Origin of the sequence: Kitasatospora sp. NPDC088351, assembly GCF_040685575.1 — a bacterium.
Taxonomy (GTDB): Bacteria; Actinomycetota; Actinomycetes; order Streptomycetales; family Streptomycetaceae; genus Kitasatospora.
Genome location: NZ_JBFBIL010000058.1, coordinates 29,808 through 48,422 on the forward strand (window position 1 = coordinate 29,808; position 18,615 = coordinate 48,422).

The 18,615-nt window shown below is 72.7% G+C and carries 16 protein-coding genes and 2 pseudogenes; 12 read left to right on the forward strand and 6 right to left on the reverse strand.

What is annotated here, in order from left to right; all coding sequences use genetic code 11:
• Positions 1 to 157 precede the first annotated feature (157 nt).
• Together AB0P06_RS30025 and AB0P06_RS30030 are read left to right on the forward strand one after the other, a co-directional pair.
• Positions 158 to 859 carry a response regulator transcription factor gene (locus tag AB0P06_RS30025; protein WP_363612818.1) on the forward strand — a complete coding sequence of 234 codons (702 nt, stop codon included), beginning with the start codon at positions 158 to 160 and terminating at the stop codon, positions 857 to 859.
• Between the two features lie 146 nt (positions 860 to 1,005).
• Complete coding sequence (locus tag AB0P06_RS30030; protein WP_363612820.1) at positions 1,006 to 1,989, forward strand: nitroreductase family protein; 984 nt, start codon at positions 1,006 to 1,008, stop codon at positions 1,987 to 1,989.
• Here the strand turns inward: AB0P06_RS30030 and AB0P06_RS30035 are convergent.
• On the reverse strand, positions 1,986 to 3,695 hold the full coding sequence (locus tag AB0P06_RS30035; RefSeq protein ID WP_363612822.1) for a GAF domain-containing protein: 1,710 nt from the start codon (positions 3,693 to 3,695) through the stop codon (positions 1,986 to 1,988). The genes AB0P06_RS30030 and AB0P06_RS30035 overlap by 4 nt on opposite strands.
• 215 nt (positions 3,696 to 3,910) lie before the next feature.
• Here AB0P06_RS30035 and AB0P06_RS30040 point away from each other — a divergent pair, with 215 nt between their 5' ends.
• A complete protein-coding gene (locus tag AB0P06_RS30040; protein WP_363612824.1) occupies positions 3,911 to 4,096 on the forward strand; it encodes a hypothetical protein in 186 nt (61 codons plus the stop codon).
• A 30-nt stretch (positions 4,097 to 4,126) separates the two neighbouring features.
• Positions 4,127 to 4,828, forward strand: coding sequence for a pyridoxamine 5'-phosphate oxidase family protein (locus AB0P06_RS30045; protein WP_363612826.1), 702 nt, complete (start codon positions 4,127 to 4,129; stop codon positions 4,826 to 4,828).
• A 130-nt stretch (positions 4,829 to 4,958) separates the two neighbouring features.
• Here the strand turns inward: AB0P06_RS30045 and AB0P06_RS30050 are convergent.
• Positions 4,959 to 5,174: pseudogene (locus tag AB0P06_RS30050) on the reverse strand (peptidase M52); the annotation flags it as partial.
• Positions 5,175 to 5,278: 104 nt separating this feature from the next.
• Between AB0P06_RS30050 and AB0P06_RS30055 the strand changes: the two are divergent.
• The 6 genes and pseudogenes from AB0P06_RS30055 (at position 5,279) to AB0P06_RS30080 (ending at position 9,668) form a co-directional block, all read left to right on the forward strand.
• The gene (locus AB0P06_RS30055) at positions 5,279 to 5,524 is read left to right on the forward strand and encodes a hypothetical protein (RefSeq protein ID WP_363612828.1); all 246 of its coding nucleotides are present in this window, start codon (positions 5,279 to 5,281) and stop codon (positions 5,522 to 5,524) included.
• A 2-nt stretch (positions 5,525 to 5,526) separates the two neighbouring features.
• Positions 5,527 to 5,865 (forward strand): CBS domain-containing protein, encoded by a 339-nt coding sequence (locus AB0P06_RS30060; protein WP_363612830.1) that lies wholly within the window; start codon positions 5,527 to 5,529, stop codon positions 5,863 to 5,865.
• Between the two features lie 172 nt (positions 5,866 to 6,037).
• A pseudogene (locus tag AB0P06_RS30065) lies at positions 6,038 to 6,406 on the forward strand (universal stress protein); the annotation flags it as partial.
• A gap of 58 nt (positions 6,407 to 6,464) precedes the next feature.
• Positions 6,465 to 6,893, forward strand: coding sequence for a universal stress protein (locus AB0P06_RS30070; protein WP_363612832.1), 429 nt, complete (start codon positions 6,465 to 6,467; stop codon positions 6,891 to 6,893).
• A 296-nt stretch (positions 6,894 to 7,189) separates the two neighbouring features.
• Positions 7,190 to 9,124, forward strand: coding sequence for an ATP-dependent zinc metalloprotease FtsH (ftsH, locus tag AB0P06_RS30075; protein ID WP_363612834.1), 1,935 nt, complete (start codon positions 7,190 to 7,192; stop codon positions 9,122 to 9,124).
• A gap of 163 nt (positions 9,125 to 9,287) precedes the next feature.
• A complete protein-coding gene (locus AB0P06_RS30080) occupies positions 9,288 to 9,668 on the forward strand; it encodes a universal stress protein (protein WP_363612836.1) in 381 nt (126 codons plus the stop codon).
• A gap of 120 nt (positions 9,669 to 9,788) precedes the next feature.
• Here the strand turns inward: AB0P06_RS30080 and AB0P06_RS30085 are convergent, their stop codons facing one another.
• The 3 genes from AB0P06_RS30085 to AB0P06_RS30095 all read right to left on the reverse strand — a co-directional run bounded on the left by AB0P06_RS30085 (position 9,789) and on the right by AB0P06_RS30095 (position 12,435).
• Positions 9,789 to 10,283, reverse strand: a complete 495-nt coding sequence (locus AB0P06_RS30085) for a universal stress protein (protein WP_363612838.1) — start codon at positions 10,281 to 10,283, stop codon at positions 9,789 to 9,791.
• Between the two features lie 562 nt (positions 10,284 to 10,845).
• A complete protein-coding gene (locus AB0P06_RS30090) occupies positions 10,846 to 11,097 on the reverse strand; it encodes a hypothetical protein (RefSeq protein WP_363612840.1) in 252 nt (83 codons plus the stop codon).
• Positions 11,098 to 11,568: 471 nt separating this feature from the next.
• Entirely contained in the window at positions 11,569 to 12,435 is an 867-nt protein-coding gene (locus tag AB0P06_RS30095; protein WP_363612842.1) for a universal stress protein, read from the reverse strand.
• Between the two features lie 347 nt (positions 12,436 to 12,782).
• Between AB0P06_RS30095 and AB0P06_RS30100 the strand changes: the two genes are divergently transcribed.
• The gene (locus AB0P06_RS30100; RefSeq protein ID WP_363612844.1) at positions 12,783 to 13,421 is read left to right on the forward strand and encodes a PhoU domain-containing protein; all 639 of its coding nucleotides are present in this window, start codon (positions 12,783 to 12,785) and stop codon (positions 13,419 to 13,421) included.
• Between the two features lie 126 nt (positions 13,422 to 13,547).
• Here the strand turns inward: AB0P06_RS30100 and AB0P06_RS30105 are convergent, their stop codons facing one another.
• A complete protein-coding gene (locus AB0P06_RS30105) occupies positions 13,548 to 14,708 on the reverse strand; it encodes an NAD(P) transhydrogenase subunit alpha (RefSeq protein ID WP_363612846.1) in 1,161 nt (386 codons plus the stop codon).
• A gap of 152 nt (positions 14,709 to 14,860) precedes the next feature.
• Here AB0P06_RS30105 and AB0P06_RS30110 point away from each other — a divergent pair, with 152 nt between their 5' ends.
• Positions 14,861 to 18,448 (forward strand): hydantoinase B/oxoprolinase family protein, encoded by a 3,588-nt coding sequence (locus AB0P06_RS30110; protein WP_363612848.1) that lies wholly within the window; start codon positions 14,861 to 14,863, stop codon positions 18,446 to 18,448.
• Positions 18,449 to 18,615: the final 167 nt, after the last annotated feature.

The following is an 18,615-nucleotide window of genomic DNA, read 5'->3' on the forward strand; positions in this document are numbered from 1 at the left end:
GTCGGGCCGCTCCCCGGCCGAGCCGAGCCGCTCGTCCACCGTTTCCGGTACCCGGTCGGGGCGGAGCCGGACGGCCGGTCCTTCTCCTCCGGTGCGCTGCGGTGGTCCGGCGCGCAGAATCGGTGGGGAGAGGACACCAACACCCGGGGAGCCGGCGATGGACGTGACCGAGCCCGTGCAACCCGCCGAGTCCGCGGGGCCCGTGCGGGTGTTCCTGCTGGACGACCACGAGGTGGTCCGGCGTGGGGTGCGCGATCTGCTGGAAGCGGAAACCGACATCGAGGTCGTCGGTGAGGCGGGCAGCTGCGCGCAGGCGCTCGCCCGTATCCCGGCGCTGCGGCCGCAGGTCGCCGTCCTCGACGTCCGTCTGCCGGACGGTGACGGGGTCACCGTCTGCCGGGAGCTGCGCGACCGGATGCCGGATCTGGTCTGCCTGATGCTGACGTCCTTCGACGACGACGACGCCCTGCTGGACGCGATCATGGCGGGTGCCGCAGGCTATGTGCTGAAGCAGGTCAAGGGCGCCGACCTCGTGGGCGCGGTGCGGACGGTGGCCTCCGGTCAGTCCATGCTCGATCCGGCGACCACGCGCAAGCTCATGGAGAGTCTGCGCCACCACGAGGAGACCGACACCGGGACGGTCCTGTCCCAGCTGACCCCGCGTGAGCGGGAGATCCTCGCCCTGGTGGGGGAGGGCAAGACCAATCGGCAGATCGGCCAGGAGCTCTACCTGGCCGAGAAGACCGTCAAGAACCACGTCTCGCGGCTGCTCGCCAAGCTGGGCGTGGAACGGCGTCTCCAGGCGGCCGTGCTCGCGGCCCACGCCGACCCGGAACACCGGTCCGACCGTTCGCGCTGAGGCCGACCGGCCCCGCCGACAGAGCCGGTCGGCCCAAGCGCGGAGCCGGGTCCGGGCAGCACGGTGGGGATGAGGCAACTGCCGGGGGACACCGTGCCCCGGCGGCGGACCGCCCTCCTGCTGACGGCACACCCCGGGAGACCGCCATGTCCACGCTCGCCCTCGACGCCACCGCCCTGGAGAAACTGGTCTCCGCCGCGGTCGCCGCCCCCTCGATCCACAACAGCCAGCCCTGGCACTTCCGGCTCCAGCCCGAAACCTCGATCCTGGAGGTGCGCGCCGTGCGGGAGCGTGCCGTGCCGGCCGCGGACCCCCAGGGGCGGGCGATGCACATCTCCGTCGGCGCGGCGGTACTCAATCTGCGGGTCGCCGCCCGCCACCTCGGCTGGGCACCCGTGGTGCGCCTGCTGCCCGACCCCGCCGAACCGGACCTGTTCGCCGGCGTCCGGCTGGACGAGGCGTCCCCCGTGCGGCTCCCCGGCACCGAGGAGCTGTACGACGCGATCTGGCACCGCCACTCCATCCGTACCCCGTTCACCGGACGGCCCGTCCCGGCGGACGTCCTGGACCAGTTGGTGGCGGCCGCGCGGGTGGAGGGGGCCACGCTCCAGCTGCCCGACCGGCAGGAGACGGCCCGGCTGCTGGAGATCACCACCGAGGCCGAGCGCCGCAGCACCACCGACCCCGCGCAGCGGGCCGAGAGCCGCAGCTGGATCCGGAGCGGGGACCAGCCGCCGTACGGAATCCCGGTCCACGCGCTGGGCCCGCAGGACCGGGCCGGCCGGCTGCCGATGCGGGACTTCTCCGCCATCCGTCCCACCGAGCACCAACCGTTCGCGTCGTTCGAACGCGAGCCGCGCATCGCGGTGCTCACCACCGAGCACGACCGCCCCGAGGACTGGCTGCGCACCGGGCTCGCCCTGGAGCACGTCCTGCTGACCGCCACCGTGCACGGTGTCCGGGCCTCGCTCCTGCACCAGGCGATGGAGTGGCCGCACCTGCGCTGGACCACCAGGGAGCCGCACCAGCGGCCGGGGCACGTGCAGATGCTGGTCCGGCTCGGCTACGGCCCCGAGGGCGCGCCCACGCCCCGCCTGGCGGCCGCCGATGTCCTGGACCGGGAAACCTAGGGCAGCGGGACGCGCCAGGCCAGTTCGGTGCCGCCGCCGGGCCGTGCCCGGGCGCTGAACGTGCCGCCGAGCTCGACGGCCCGTTCGGCCAGATTGGCCAGCCCGCTGCGTCGACCGTCCTCGGGGAGGCCCACGCCGTTGTCCGTGACGGTGAGTGTCAGGTCGGATCCTGCCGTCAGCGACACGTCGACCGCGCTCGCGACGGCATGCCGGGCGGCGTTGGACAGCGCCTCCTCCAGCACGGCGACCGTGCCCTCCACGATCCGCGGTGGCACCGTGACATCGAGCAGACCGGCCATCCGCAGACCCGGCGCGAAGCCGAGAGTCCGCGCCGCACGCTCGACCACCTGGACCACCTGGGAACGAAGCCCCTTCGACGCGGGGCCGGCTTCGCGGGCGCGCAGGCCGAAGATGGTGGCCCGGATGGTCTTCGCGGTCTCGTCGAGGTCGTCGATCGCCCGCAGGACCCGGTCGGCGGCCTCCGGGTGGTCGATGAAGCGGACGGCACCCTGGAGGGTCATCCCGGTGGCGAACAGCCGCTGGATGGCAAGGTCGTGCAGGTCGCGGGCGATCCTGTCGCGCTCCTGGAGCAGCCCGACCTGTTCGGAGTCCCGACGCCGCTCACCCAGCTCCATGGCCACCGCAGCCTGGCCCGCGAAGCCCAGCAACGGCCCGGACTCGTCCTCACCGAACACGGGCGATCCTGTCGCGCGGGCCAGCATCAGCACCCCGCGCACCCCGTGCCCCGCAATGCCGATCGGTACCGCGACGGCGGGTCCCAAGCCCTCCCAACGCGGCGGACCGACGGTGATCCTCGGGTCGTTCCGTACATCGCAGCTCACCACGAGCCCGCCGGTCCGGGCGGCGGCGCCGACGAAGGAGCCGTCCAGCGGGAGGACCAGGTCGCGGTGCTGCTGTTCCCCGAGTCCGACGGCGGTCCGCACCTTCAGGTCGTCGGAGCCGGGCAGTGGCAGCGCGACCACCGCGAGGTCGGCGCCGGCGATCCCGGCCGCCCGGGCGAGCAGCAGGTCGAGCACCTGCTGCTCGGAACTTCCGGACAGCAGACTGCTGGTGATCTCCGCGTTGGCCGTCAGCCAGCGCTCGCGCAGCCTGGTCTGCGTGTACAGACGGGCGTTGTCGATCGCGACCCCGGCGGCCACGGCCAGAGTGGCGAGCACCGACTCGTCCTCGGCGTCGAACTCGCCGCCGCCCCGCTTCTCGGTCAGGTAGAGGTTGCCGAACACCTTGTCCCTGACCCGGATCGGCACCCCGAGGAAGCTCCGCATCGGCGGATGGTCGGCCGGGAACCCGTAGGACGACGGATGGTCCGAGATCCGGCCGAGCCGCAGTGGCACCGGGTTGCGGATCAGCTCGCCCAGGACCCCGTGACCGGACGGCAGCGCTCCGATCCGCTTCACCTGTTGGTCGGTCATACCGACCGGGATGAACTGGGAGAGCCGCTGGTCCTCACCGATCACCCCGAGTGCGCCGTACCCGGCGTCCACCAGGGTGACCGCCGCCTCGACGATGTGCTGCAGCGCCTGGGTCAGTTCCAGCTCCCGGCCCACCGCCAGGACCGCCTCCAGCAGGCTGTGCACCCGGTCCCGGGTGCCGCGCGCGGCGTTCAGCCTGGTCTGGAGCTCGTCCAGCAGGTCGTCCAGACGCAGGTGCGGCAGAGGAGTCGAACTCTCCGCTTCGCTGCCCACCGGTTCCTCCGAGACTCGCCGGGTGCCACTGCCCAGACTAGACGCGGCGGCCCGGGCGCGTCGTGTCCCGCTGGGCCACCAGGGCCCATCGGCCCCAGCCGCCGGCCCCACCCGGCCCATGGCGATCACCCGTTGCCCGAGGAACGCTGGAAGGGAGGGCGGGACGGCACCGCAGCCGTCGCGCTCCGGCAAGGTGCGACAGGAGTGACCAGGCCATGAAGGCGCTGACCTACCACGGACCGGGCCGTCGGACCTGGGGCGACGTTCCCGACCCCGCGGTGCGCGACCCCATCGAGGCGGTCGGCGTCCCCGCATCCTTCGAGCTGTGCACCCCCGCCTACGACATCTTCGCCGACGCGGGCACCGACGGCGCCCTCAAGGTCGCACTCTTCCGGACGTGAACCCGACACCGGCGAGCCAAGGAGCACACGGTGAACCAGAACCTCCACAACGAAGCCGTCCGCCGCGTCGATCCCGCAGCCGTCGCGCGCAGGGTCGCCGATCGCTGTTCCCAACTCGGCCTGACCGATGAGGTGCTGGCGAACCAGGCGGCCATGGCGCCGCGCTACCTCAAGTACCTTCTGGAGACCGGACCGGACTTCGACCCGGGTGGCTTCCTGCGGATCGCCGCCGCCCTGCGGCTCACCTACCAGGAACTGGTCGAGGGGCGCGCCGACGCCCCGCCGGGACAGCCGGACGTCGGGCCGCGTCCGCTGCTGGTCCACCTCACCACCGCCGAGTGCTGGGACAGGGTCGGTACCCACGGTGTGGGCCGGATCGCCCTGCCCGTCGAACCGGGCCCCGCGGTCTTCCCGGTCAACTACACCGTGGACGCCGCGACGATCGTCTACCGGACAGCCGCACAAGGCGCCGCGGCGCCGGACGACGGAGCCTCGGTAGCGTTCCAGGTCGACCGGATCGACGATCACCTGAGCCAGGGCTGGAGCGTCCTCATCCTCGGCAGAGCCGAGCACGTCGACGACCCCGACACCGTCCGTCACCTGCAGCGGCTGCCCGGTACCACGCCGTGGGCCGGCGGCGACCGACCGCTCTGGGTACGCGTCCGCACGGAGAAGATCACCGGCCGCCGGGTCGGCAGCGGCAGGTCGCCGACCCTGGCGGGCGACTTCTGACGCGCTGATTCGAAACGTCCGGGGAGACGTGGCGACCACCAGGGCGGGAACGGCCGCCCGGGGACGGGCGATCGGGGACGGCTCTCCGGTTACGGCCGACGCCCGCCCCGGGCGCCGGTTCGCCCAGGCCTCAGGGACGGACAGCGCCGTCCCGCGCCGTCGAGGGGGGCACCCGGCACAGCGCGATCTCCGCCGCGATCCGTTCGGCCAGCGGTGCCACGACGGCCGCGACCGGTGCCGACAGACCGGTGCCCAAACTGCCGTCGGCTCCTTCGACGGCGTAGACGACGAGCTGCCGGGGGAGGCGGCCCAGCACCCGGGCGAGTTCGACGGAGATACCCGACCCGCCAGGGCCGACCGGCCCACCCGCCCGGTACCGGCCAGCCCTGGCCGCAACGCCGGGCGCGGCGCTTCCCTGGGAGGCGAGAAGCATTCCGAGGGAGGCGCACCATGCCGCAGACCGAGGTCCCCTTCGAGCAGAGCCTGATGCACACCCGGAGCGGCCGTACGATCGCGATCTCCCGGTACGCCCCGGAAGTCCTGCCGTTGGACCAGGGCCGCATCGTCCTGGAAACCGCCTGTGAGCCGTACGACCGTGACGCGGTCTGGATCCTGTTGACCCCCGGCGAGGCCGGGGACCTGGCGTCGCTGCTGGTGCGGCAGGCCGCGGCCGTGTCGATCGCCCCGGAGCGGTAGCGATGCGGATCGCCGACGTGATGATCACCCCGCCGGTCACGGTGCTGCCACGGGCGACCGCACGGCAGGCAGCGCGCCGGATGGAGACCGAGGCCGTCGGCTGTGTGCTGGTCGTCGGTGACGACACCTTGCACGGCGTCGTCACCGACCGGGACCTGGCCGTCCGGGTACTGTCCACGGGCACCGACCCGGAGACGCCGGTGTCGGAGTTCATGTCCGCACCTGCCGTCACGGTCGACGCGACCGACGATCTGGAAGCCGCCTACCGGGTCTTCCGCCGTGCCGGGGTCAGGCGTCTGCCGGTACTCGACGGACACCGCCCGGTCGGCTTCTGTGGCTGACCGGACCACTCGGAGCACGTCGCCCCGACCGATGGCAGGCAGGCGCGGGGCACGCGAGTCTGGATGGTAGGAGCCGTTGGCATGAGCGGCCCCGGACCGGCGACGTGGGCCCGTCGGCTCAGGAAAACCGGGCACTACGACGTTTCGCCGCGACGATCTGGCAGGAGGAGCGATGAATGATCCGGTGATTGTGGGAGTGGACGGTTCCGGACGGAGCCTGCGCGCCCTCGTGTGGGCGGGAAACGAGGCGGTACTGCACGGCTGTCCGTTGCACATCGTGCATGTGCTGCCCGGCTGGGAGTTCGACGCCCCGTTCTTCCCGCCCGGACGCTCGCAGGGCCTCAGCCGACGGGGTGCGGGCATCCTGAAGGAGGCGGAGGCGATCATCAAGGAGAGCCATCCCGGTCTGGAGGTGGGGTCGGCCCAGTTCCCCGGTTCCCCCGCCGAGATCCTCCGCGCGATGTCCGAGCAGGCGCACAGTGTGGTGCTCGGCGCCCGGGGGGAGGGCGGTTTCTGGAACCTGCTGGTCGGTTCGGTCGGTCTGCAGGTCGCCGGGCCCGGTGGTGGTGGTCGGGCAGATCACCACGGGCCATCGCAGAGTGGTTGTCGGCACCGACGGTTCCCCGCATTCCGACAGCGCCCTGGAGTTCGGATTCGAGGAGGCGTCGCTGCGTGGGGCGCGTCTCCAGGTGTTGCGGGCGTGGAGCATGCCGAATCCGGCCGGCACCGACGGGGCCGAGGTCGACCCGGACGAGGAGGAGGCCCGGCAGCGGAGCGAAGTGGACGAACAGCTCGGCGACCTCGTCCAGCGGTTCCCCGATGTCGAGGTCGAGCGTGACGTGGTCCGCGGAGGAGCCGCGCCACTGCTGGTCCGTGCCTCCGACCGGGCCGATCTCGCGGTCGTCGGCTCGCGTGGCCGGGGCGGCTTCCACGGTCTTGCTCTCGGATCCGTCAGCCACGCTCTCCTGCACTACGGCATCTGCCCCGTGGCTGTCGTGCGCCCCCGCCCCCACAAGGTGCGGGAGTGACGGAGCGTCTGCGACAGGTTCAGGGCGACCCGATCGCCCGCTGACGTCCACCCGAGGGCTCCGGGTGGTGGGACGTTCCACCGTCCAGCCCCTGCCCGGGGCGCCGGCCGAGAGGTCGCTCCGGCGGCCGACCCGCGCTTGCACCCGCAGGATCGTCCTCCCGTGCCGGGTCGGCGTACGGACCCGGCAACGGTGACCGGATGTCCCGGGCCGGTGGGCCGACCGGCTCCGCCCGTCGCCCGCGCCGCCGACGGACCATGGGACGGGAGGCTCGAATGCATCGGATGATCGCACGCATGCTGGTTCCCGTTCTGCACGCGGCCGGAAAGTCCGGACCCGGGCCCGTGCGGCGGCCGTCGAAGCCTGGGCCGCCGACATCGGCGCCGCAGTCGCCGGGCTGGCGGCGATGGCTGCTGCCGGCCGTCCTCGCCGTCACGGTGCTGTCCCTCCTGCTGACGCACAGCCGTACCGGAACAGAACCCCGTTACGCCTACAGCGACTTCGCGGGCAGGGTGGACGCGGGCCAGGTCAGGACGGTCGACATCACCGACAAGGGCGCGATCACCGGCACGCTGAAGGACGGGACGAGGTTCACCACCCAGATCCCGACCGCACTGGACAACAGTCAGCTCACCAGACAGCTGCAGACCCAGCACGTCGCGATCACCGCGACCCAGAGCGGAGGCGGCTCGATCCTGTCGACCCTGTTCGTCTTCCTGCCGTTGATCGTCATCGCCGCGCTCTTCCTCTGGTCGGGGCGTGCGGTCTCAAGGACGATGACCGGTGGTCTGAGCGCGATCGGGCGGTCACGGGCGAAGATCATCGAGGCGGAACGGCCGAGTACCCGGTTCATCGATGTCGCGGGCTACGAGGGCGTCAAGCAGGAGGTCAGCGAGGTCGTGGACTTCCTGCGCAGCCCCGAGCGGTACGCCGCAGCCGGGGCCAAGGGACCCCGTGGCGTGATCATGGTCGGCCCGCCCGGCACCGGCAAGACCCTGCTCGCCCGCGCGGTCGCCGGAGAGGCCGAGGTCCCCTTCCTCTCGGTGACCGGCTCGGCTTTCGTCGAGATGTTCGTCGGCGTCGGGGCCTCCCGGGTCCGGGACCTGTTCGACGATGCCCGCAAGCGAGCCCCGTCGATCATCTTCATCGACGAGATCGACGCGGTCGGCGGTCGGCGCGGCGGCGGTAGCAGGCTGGGCGGCAACGACGAACGGGAGCAGACCCTCAACCAGCTGCTCGCCGAGATGGACGGCTTCGACCAGGGCACCGGCATCGTCGTCCTGGCCGCCACCAATCGCCCGGACGCGCTCGACCCGGCGCTGCTGCGGCCCGGCCGGTTCGACCGCCAGGTCACCGTGCCGCTGCCCAGCCAGGCCGAGCGGGCCGCGATCCTCGCGGTCCACGTCCACGGCAAGACGCTGGCCCCCGATGTCGACCTCGACCGCATCGCCCGCGGCACCCCCGGTTTCTCCGGCGCCGACCTGGCCAACCTGGTGAACGAGGCCGCCATCAACGCGGTACGCGCCGAGCGCGCCACCATCAGCGCGCAGGACCTCGACACCGCCCGCGACCGGGTGCTCCTCGGCCGCCGCGAGTCCTCCAACGCGCTGCTCCCGGAGGAACGCCGCTCGGTCGCCGTCCACGAGTCCGGGCACGCCCTGATGGCCGCGTTGTGCGCACACGCGGACCCGGTCGCCAAGGTGACCATCCTGCCCGCCGGCGTCACCCTCGGTGCCACCGAGCAACTGCCCGAGGCGGAGCGGCACCTGTACAGCGAGAGCTACCTGACCGACCTGCTCACCGTCAAGCTCGGCGGCCGGGCCGCGGAACTGGTGGTCTTCGGGGAGGGATCGACCGGCGCGGCGAACGATCTGGCCAACGCCACCGCGCTCGCCACCCGGATGGTCCGCGAGTTCGGCCTGTCCAGCGAACTCGGGCCGGTGGGATACGCCATCACCACCCCGCAGCACCTCGGCGAGAGCCCGGAGGACCTGCTGCGCCGGCCCTACTCGGAGCAGACCCAGCGCACGGTCGACCAGGAGGTGGCCCGGCTGCTCCGGGAGGCCGAGGCACGGGCGGTCGGGCTGCTGCGCGGTCACCGCCGCGAGCTGGAGGAGCTGGCCGGGCTGCTGGTGGAGCAGGAGACCGTGGACGGCAAGGTCGTTCTCGGCATCGTGAACGGGAGCCCACGGCCGGCGCAGCCCCGCCGGCCGCAGGAAGGTCGGAGGTGACGGGCGGAGCGGTGACGGGCGGAGCGTCGACGGAGCAACGCCCGCAGTACTCGGTCCGCACGCAGGACCACCATGAGGGAGCGGCGCCCGCTGCCCGAGCCCCGGATTCCGCGCGACTCCCCTCGGGCGGCCCACGAGGGACCCTCGGCAGCCGTACGACGAGGTGCTCGCCTTCGCCTTCGAGGAGGCCTCGGTGTGTTCGGTGCCACTGCGGGTGGTCCATGCCTGGAGCCCGCGGGGTGGCAGGGCACACCTGTCCTTCGGAAGCGGCGGCGGTCAGGAGAAGGACTTGGCGGCTGCCGAGGAGCGGGCCCTCGCGCAGATGCCGGCACCCTGGCGCGAGCGCTGTCCGAACGTGGAGGTCGCGACAGCTTCGGTGTCCGGCAGTCCGGCGGTCGCTCTGGTGGAGTCGGCGTCGCGGGCCGGGCTCCTGGTGGTCGGCCGCCACGTCCGGCGCGTGCCCGTCGGACCGCACCTGGGTGCGGTCGCACATGCGGCGATCCACCATGCGCTCTGCCCCGTCGCGGTCGTGCCGTTCAGCTGACCTGACACCGGGTTCTGCCGGTCGTTCGACCGGACCGGCATCCGCGCCGCCGTTGCCGGATCTGCCGGTCGGACGGCCTTCCCCGGTCCGGGCGGTCCGCGGGTGGCGTGGTGCGCCGATTCACGCAGCCGAGGCCTCGGGCGCGGGCGGCACGACGACGACGGGAACGTGGGCGTGGTGGATGACCTCGGTGCTGGTCGAGCCGAGCGCGAGGCGACCCCAGATGCCGGCGCCCCGGGTGCCCACCACGAGCAGGCTCGCGTCCCGGCTCGCGTGCAGCAGGACCTGCGTGGGCCGGCCGCGCTCGCAGTGGACCTCGACCTCGACGAACGGCTCGCCGACCTGTCGGCGTAGCTCGTCGACCGAGTCCGTCACCTCGCGCGCGACGATGTCGTGCAGGTGCGTCGGAAACTCGCCGCTCGTGCGGGGCCAGGCAGCCCCGCCCAGATCCGACCGCCCGGTGTGGCTGGAGCCGTAGGCGCAGACGGCCCGCACGGTGACGCCGCGCACCTGTGCCTCGCGGAGGGCGAAGAGCACGGCGCGACGGGCGGGCTCCGAGCCGTCCGTACCGACCACTACCGGGCCGGCGGAACCGTGAGTGGAAACGTTGCCCATGGTGACCTCCGACGGTGTGCGGCCGGTGAGCGGGCCGGCGGACTCCGCGACTCCGGTAGGTCCGAGGGAGGGCGCGGTCGCCGACCTGTCCGCTGTCCTCCATGGTCCTCCGCCTGTCTCGCCGTGGCACGTCCGTCCCCGTCGTGAGCTCGCGCTCCGTCGGATCAGCGGCATCGGGACGGCTCCGAGGGCGCCGTCGTTCGCGCGTGCCCTTGAGGCTCTTGCCCGGCGCCTGCCCGGATCCGGGCACCTTGATCCGGGCACCTTGACAGACGTAGCACAAGCGCGGCGAACCCGGGGGGAACATCGAGCCCGTGCGTTCGTGGTCGTGCACTGGACGCCTCCGTCGGTGGCCGACCCGTGTACGAGGGCCTGGGAGCACGAGGGCCTGGGAGCACGAGGACTTGGGCGCGGCGTTCAGGATCAGTGCCTGAGCGCCGCGCTCTTCCTTGACGGTGGAAGAGCCCGCCGCCGTTGGCCCGGGAGGTCGCCGTCGCGGCCATGTCGGCCCCCTGGGGGTCAGTTCGACTTCGAGAGGCCGTCGGATCGGGGGAGCGGTTTTCTAGAGGCCCTGGGCGAGCAGGAGTTCGTGGGCCAGGCGGGCGCTGCGGGCGGCCTGCTCGGGGTCGGGTTCCTGGTCGGGGATCTCCTCCATCCCCTGGACGAGGGTGCGGATCGCCTGCCCGAGGGCCTGGACCTGGGACTCCAGCATCTCCACGCGCTCAATGGCGCTTTCGAGGTCTCGACCGGGCGGGTGGAGGCCGTCGCCGGGTGAGTCGCTGGTGGCGGGGTCGGTGGTGGGGTGGGTCGTCATCGGTTGCTCCTGCGGGGGTGGTTGTGTCGGGGGGCTTGCCCGGCGGGTGTGATGAGGCCGTAGCAGCCGTCGTAGCGGTGGCGGACGGGACGGGCCCGGGCGCGGCGACCAGCTCCAGGGCCTTGGTGTCGACCTCGGTTCCGGTTCTCATACGAGCCCTCCTCGGGCGGAACCGTGGCTCTTCGGGGCCGCCACACCGTGATGCAGCGCGGTACACCCGGCTGGAGCGCGAGGCAGGTGCGGCTGCCCGTACGGCTGACGGCATCCGGCGTGCCCACTCGGCCCCGGTACGGTTGCGTCCCGGTTTCCCGGGCCGACCGTGGACCACTCCGTACCCGACGCTAGTCCGGTTCGCGCCCAGAAGCGATGGCCGCGCGGCCCCGCCCGGTGGTCTGCTCCCGGGAGATCGTCAATTTCCGGGCCGCGCCTTGCGCTCGCCGAGATTCTCCGTGCCGGGCGCGGGCCCGGATGTCAGTCGTGCGGGATGACGGCGACGGGGCAGACCGCGTGGTGGATCGCGGCGTGGGCCACCGGGCCGATGCGTGGTCCCAGGCCGGTGCGGTACCCGCCGCGCCCCACTACGAGAAGGCTTGCGCCGGGTGCGATGTCCACGACGGCCCGGCCCGGGCCGTCGTGGCTGAGGTGCTCCACCACGTGGACGGTGGGGAACTTCTCGTGCCATGGGAGCAGCGCCTCGTGCAGTGCCTGCTGGTCCGACTGTTGCAGAGACTCCTTGGGCGGCCGGTCCCAGCTGAGGGCCACTGGCCGGCGAGTGGTGGCGTGGACGGCGAGCAGGGGCGTGCGGCGTCTGGCGGCGGCGCCGAAGGCGAACCCGACCGCGCCCTCGTACCCGGAGCGGAGACTCATGCCAACGGCCACCGCGCCGGGCCGCGCGGCGGGTGTGCGGGTGCCCTCCGGTTCCTCGCAGGCGCGGACCAGCACCACGGGCCGTTCGAACCGGGCGACGGCGTGCAGGGCGAGCGAGCCGAGCAGGTAGCCCTGGACGCTGCCCAGCCCCTGCGAACCGAGCACCAGCATCTCCGCGTTGCGGGCGGCGGGCAGCAGTGCCGTCGGCGTGTCCACGGGCAGGACTTCGCTGATGACGGGTACGTCGGGGTAGCGCTTGAGCAGGTCGCTCTCCGCGTCCTGGAGGATGCGCTGCGCTGCCCGGGCCTGTGGGTGCTCACCGGGGACGTTCTGCGCCGTCATGGAGCGCAGGATCCACAGGTGCAGCAGCCGTACCGGTAGCCCGCGCAGTTGCGCCTCCTGGGCTGCCCAACGGGCGGCGGACAGGCTCTCGGGGGAGCCGTCGAGGCCGACGGTGATCTCCGGTTGCATGGTGGTTGCCTCCGTGTCGTCATTTCTGCCCGATCTCTGCCGGACCGGACGGGCCGTGGCAGCTCAGACGGTGGAGCCGGCTTTCCCGCCCGGTGGGACCATGACGGTCGCGGTGTGCCCCGTGTGGCCGTCGGCTCCTCGCGGTACTGCCGTCCGAGCGCCCCGTGACAGCCTCCCGCACTTCACGGCGGTACCACGTCCAGCCTGGACAACGGCGGCACCGGTCGCACTTCGGGCGGCCGGGGCAGGCGCCTGTGGGAACGGTGAGACTGGGAAGTGATGGACCACTGCACGGTGGTGGTGAAGACGGCGGAGCCGGCCGGCCCGCCGGGAACGGGAGTCGACCGATGGCTGGGAACGGGCGCGACGGACAACGCCGGCTGACCGGCGAGCTGGCCGAGCTGGTCCGGCTGGCGGGCGCGGCAATGAGCGAGGTCATGGACGGGCTGACCGGCTCGGCCGCTGTGGCGGAGGGGGCGACGGCTGCCGACAAGGCGCTGGCAGAGCTGCGTGAGCGGATCGAGGAGGACGCGGCAGGCGTGTTGCCGGGCAGGACCGCACAGAGGTCGGACCGGCACGCGATCGTCGTCGGCGTGCATGTGGGTACCGAGGTGGAATGCCTGGCGGATCTCGCTGAGCAGCTGCTGCGACTGGCCTGGTCGCGCCAGTCGGCCGAGCCGTGGCCGGAGCGGCTGAGGCTGCCCCTGCGCGGAATGGGCGAGGTCGTGCTGGTGATGCTCGCCAAGGCCGCTGACACGCTGGAGGCCGAGGCCGCCGAAGCCCGCGCGGATCTGCTCGCGGAGCAGCACGAGGTCGCCCAGCGGCAGCGCCTGTTGTACGAGCTGCTGCTGTCCGGGGCCGAACCTGCCGGGGCCGGAGACAGCGCCGACGCTACCCTGCTGGCGTGTTACTACCAGCGCTGTGCCGACCACGCCGTCTCCGTCGCGCGCCATGCGGTCCTGTTTTCGGCGGCCGGGGGCCGGTGAGGCGGGCGAGTCTGCCGACCGCCAGTGCCGCGGTGGTGACCGCCGTCAGCGCGGCCTCGTGACCGTGACCGGTGGCCACCGGGGAAGGCCGCCCGTGCCTCCCGTCCGCCGGGGTCGAGTTTCCGGTCATGCGGTGCCGGCGGCGGCGGTGGCGTCGAGGATCAGCTGCCAGGTGGCCTGGTTCAGGACGCTGCCGCGGTGGGTCACCAGCAGGGCGGCCTGGAGCGGGTCGGTCGGATCGATCGCCGGTGGGCCGCCGCCACGGGTCAGATGCCGGAGGAGCGCCGTGACGTTGTGTGCGAAGGCGGTCGATGCGGTGGCGGGTACCTGCGACGGGAGGTTGCCGGCGCCCATCACCGTGACTCCGTCACCGACCGGCGTCGTGGTGTCCGGTTCGGCGCCCTCGACGTTGCCGCCCAGCGGGCCGACTGCCAGGTCGACCACGACCGAGCCGGGGCGCATCGCGCGCACCGCGTCGCCGGTCAGCAGCGTCGGTGGTGGCCTGTCGGGCGGGTCGACGGAGGCGAAGACCAGGTCGAAGCCGGGGAGCGCGGCGGCCAGCCCGTGGCGCAGCTCGTCCTGCTCGGTGTCGAGGGCCTGGGCCAGTCCCGCCGCGCCGGTCACCGGGGGAAGGTTCGGCAGGTCGAGCAGGGTGGCGCCGAGCGCGACGGCCTCCGCCCGCTCGCGGCGCCGCAGCTCATGGACGTGGACGAGCGCGCCGAGGCGGCGGGCCGTGTCGACCGCCTGCAGGCCTGCGGCCCCGGCGCCGACAACCAGGGCCCGGACGGGCTCGAAGGACGCGGTCGTCGAGCCCCAGGGCGGCAGGCAGCGGTCCAGCCGGTCGGCCGCGGTCAGCACGGCCCGGTAGCCGGCGATCCGGGCCTGCGAGGTGCGGGCATCCATGGGGTATCCGTCGCTCATCTTCTCCGGTACCAGGTCGAGACCGATCGCGGTGAGGCCCTGGTCGGCCCATTGGCGGACCAGGAAGGGGATCAGGGTCGGCCGGAGCAGGGCGATCAGCAGCTGACCCGGGCGAAAGCGGTGGGTGAGACCGAGGTTGGGGCTCTGTACGCCGAGCAGGATGTCCGCGCGGCGCAGCAGGTCGGTGCGCGGAACGAGACGCGCGCCGACGGCGGTGTAGGCATCGTCGGGGCACCAGGCGCGGGTGCCGGCGCCGGGCTCCACCAGGACGGTCAGGCCCAGCGCGCCGACGGTGCGGACCAGTTCGGGGACGAGAGCCACCCGCCGCTCACCGGGTGCCGTCTCCCGCAGGACCCCCGCCGTCATAGCCGTCACAGCCGTTGCCACCGCCCTTCGGAGCAGGCCGACATGCCCAGTATGTCGCGTTTTGAGAGGCTGGATCCCCCGGACGGACCACCGGCAGCCGAGGAGCGGACGACCGGACGAGCGGACGACCGGACGAGCGGAGGGAGCCGGCGGTGGCAGGCAGGGGCTGGCAGTTCTGGGTGGACCGGGGCGGTACCTTCACCGACGTGGTCGCGCTCAGCCCGGACGGGCGGGTGCTGACCCACAAGCTGCTCTCGCACGACCCGGCGAGATACCGCGATCCCGCCGTCGCCGGAATCCGCGCGCTGCTGGGTCGCGAGGGCGGCCGGGCCGGTGCCGATCGGATCGAGGCGGTCCGGATGGGCACGACGGTGGCGACCAACGCCCTGCTGGAGCGCAAGGGCGAGCCGACGGCGCTGGTGATCACCCGCGGCTTCGCGGACGCGCTGCGGATCGGCTACCAGAACCGGCCGCACATCTTCGACCGTGAGATCAAGCTGCCCGAGCCGCTGTACGGCCGGGTGATCGAGGTGGACGAGCGGATCACGGCCGAGGGCACCGTACTGCGCGCGCCCGATCTGGAACGGCTCGCCCACGATCTGCGCCGCTGCTACCGGGACGGCATCCGTGCGGTCGCGGTGGTGTGCCTGCACAGCTACCTGCACCCCGCGCACGAGCGGGCGGTCGGTCGGCTCGCCGAGGAGATCGGCTTCCCGCAGGTCTCGCTCTCCAGCGAGGCCAGCCCGCTGATGAAGCTGGTGCCGCGCGGCGACACCGCCGTGGTGGACGCCTACCTGTCGCCGGGGCTGCGCCGCTATGTGCGGGAGGTGGCCGAGGAACTGCGCGGCGTGCGGCTGATGTTCATGCAGTCCAACGGCGGCCTTGCCGAGGCCGGGCACTTCCGCGGCAAGGACGCGATCCTCTCCGGGCCGGCCGGCGGCATCGTCGGCATGGTGCGGATGTCGCAGCTGGCCGGCTTCGACCGGGTGATCGGCTTCGACATGGGCGGCACATCCACCGACGTCTCGCACTACGCGGGCGAGTACGAGCGGGTGCTCACCACCCAGGTGGCGGGCGTGCGACTGCGCGCGCCGATGCTGGCCATCCACACCGTGGCGGCCGGCGGCGGTTCCGTCCTGCACTTCGACGGCAGCCGGCTCCGGGTCGGCCCCGACTCGGCCGGGGCCGACCCGGGACCGGCCGGCTACCGCGGCGGCGGACCACTGACCGTCACCGACGCCAACCTGGAACTCGGGCGGATCCAGCCCGAGTACTTTCCACAGGTCTTCGGCCCCGATGGCGACCGGTCGCTCGACCTCGACCTGGTGCGGCGCCAGTTCGCGCAGCTGGCAGAGGAGATCGGCGCCGCCACCGGAGAACGGCGCTCACCCGAGCAGATCGCCGAGGGGTTCCTGCGGATCGCGGTGGGCAACATCGCCAACGCCGTCAAGCGGATCTCGGTGCAGCAGGGCCGCGACGTCACCCGGTACGCGCTGACCACCTTCGGCGGGGCAGGAGGGCAGCACGCCTGTGCGGTGGCCGACGCGCTGGGCATCCGTACGGTGCTGGTGCCGCCGATGTCCGGGGTGCTCTCCGCGCTGGGTATCGGCCTGGCCGACACCACGGTCCTGCGGGAACGAGCGGTGGAGCGTGCGCTCGAACCCGCCTCGATGCCGGCGGTCCGGGAGATCGCCGGAGAGCTGGAGGCAGCGGCCCGGACCGAACTGCTCGACCAGGGCGCCGCTACCGAGCGGATCCGGGTGACGCACCGGGCACGGCTGCGCTACGACGGTACTGACACCACGCTCGCGGTCGAGCTGGCCGGGCCCACCAGGATGGCCGCCGCGTTCGAGGCCGTGCACCGTGCCACCTACTCGTTCCTGATGGACCGTCCGATCGTCGTCGAGGCCCTGCTGGTGGAGGCCACCGGCCTCAGCGAGCAGCCCGATCTCGGCGCCCTGGGCACACCGGGCGGACTTCCCGGCGAGGCGCACACGGTGCGGCTGTACACCGGTGGCGCCTGGCGCGAGGTGCCGCTGCTGGAACGAGAGCGGATGCGTCCGGCACACACCGTCACCGGCCCGGCGGTCATCGCCGAGGCCAACGCCACCACCGTGGTCGACGAGGGCTGGCGGGCGACGCTGGCCCCGACCGGGCACCTGCTGGTGGAACGCTCCGGCGCCCGCGCCGAACCGGGCGTCGGCACCGCAGCCGACCCGGTGCTGCTGGAGATCTTCAACAACCTCTTCATGGCGATCGCCCAGCAGATGGGCGCCCGGCTGGAGTCGACCGCCCAGTCGGTCAACATCAAGGAGCGGCTGGACTTCTCCTGCGCGCTCTTCGACCCCGACGGCAACCTGGTCGCCAACGCCCCGCACATCCCGGTGCACCTGGGCTCGATGGGCACCACCGTGAAGGAGGTGATCCGCCGCCGGGCCGGCGCCATGAGGCCGGGCGACGCCTACGCGGTCAACGACCCGTACCACGGTGGCACCCACCTGCCCGACATCACCGTGGTGACACCGGTCTTCGACAGCGATCGCGACGAGATCCTCTTCTTCGTCGCCTCCCGGGGCCACCATGCCGAGCTCGGCGGAATCTCCCCCGGCTCGATGCCGGCGACCAGCCGGGAGATCCACCAGGAGGGCGTGCTCTTCGACAACTGGCTCCTGGTGGCGGACGGCAGACTCCGCGAGGCCGAGACCCGGAAGCTGCTCACGGAGGGACCCCACCCCTCCCGCGACCCCGCCACCAACCTCGCCGACCTGCGCGCGCAGGTCGCCGCCAACCAGAAGGGCGTGGACGAAGTCGCCGCGATGATCGAGCACTTCGGGCTGGACGTGGTGCAGGCTTACATGCGGCACGTGCAGGACAACGCCGAGGAGGCCGTGCGCCGGGTCATCGACTCCCTCCAGGACGGGCAGTACCGGTACGAGACGGACTCCGGCGCGGTGATCGCGGTGCGGGTCGAGGTCGATCGCGCACAGCGCAGCGCCACGATCGACTTCACCGGTACCGCCGCTCAGCTCGACTCCAACCTCAACGCACCGTCGGCCGTCGTCACCGCCGCCGTGCTGTACGTCTTCCGCACCCTGGTCGCCGACGACATCCCGCTCAACGACGGCTGCCTGCGCCCGCTGCGCATCGTCGTACCGCCCGGCTCGATGCTCGCGCCCGTCTACCCGGCGGCGGTGGTCGCGGGGAACGTCGAGACCTCGCAGGCGATCGTCGGCGCACTCTACGCCGCACTCGGTGTCCAGGCCGAGGGCTCCGGGACGATGAACAACGTCAGCTTCGGCAACGAGCACCACCAGTACTACGAGACGGTCGCCTCCGGCTCGGGAGCGGGCGAGGGCTTCGACGGTGCGAGCGTGGTGCAGACACACATGACCAACTCCCGCCTCACCGACCCCGAGGTCCTCGAATGGCGCCTGCCGGTCCTGCTGGAGGAGTTCGCCGTGCGCCACGGCAGCGGTGGTGCGGGCCGTTGGCGCGGTGGCGACGGAGCGGTGCGGCGGATCCGGTTCCGCGAGCCGATGACCGTGAGCATCCTGTCCGGGCACCGGCGGGTACCGCCCTACGGCATGGCCGGCGGAAAGCCCGGCACCCTTGGCGCCAACCGGGTGCGCCGGGCCGACGGCAGCACGGTCCGGCTGGCCGGCTGCGACAGCGCCGACCTCGCGGCAGGGGACGTCCTGGAGATCGAGACTCCCGGCGGGGGAGGTTACGGGCCGGCCTGACGCACCGCCCGGTCGGGTGCCCCTGTGCTTCCGCGGCAAAGGACACGCCAGAGAGCACACCTGACCAAGCCCTACTAGGCCGCGTATTCGGTCGTGATCAATGGGTTCGGGTGAGGTCCTTGATCCAGATCATTGCGCCGCGGAGGTGAAGGCCGGCGAGGTAGCTT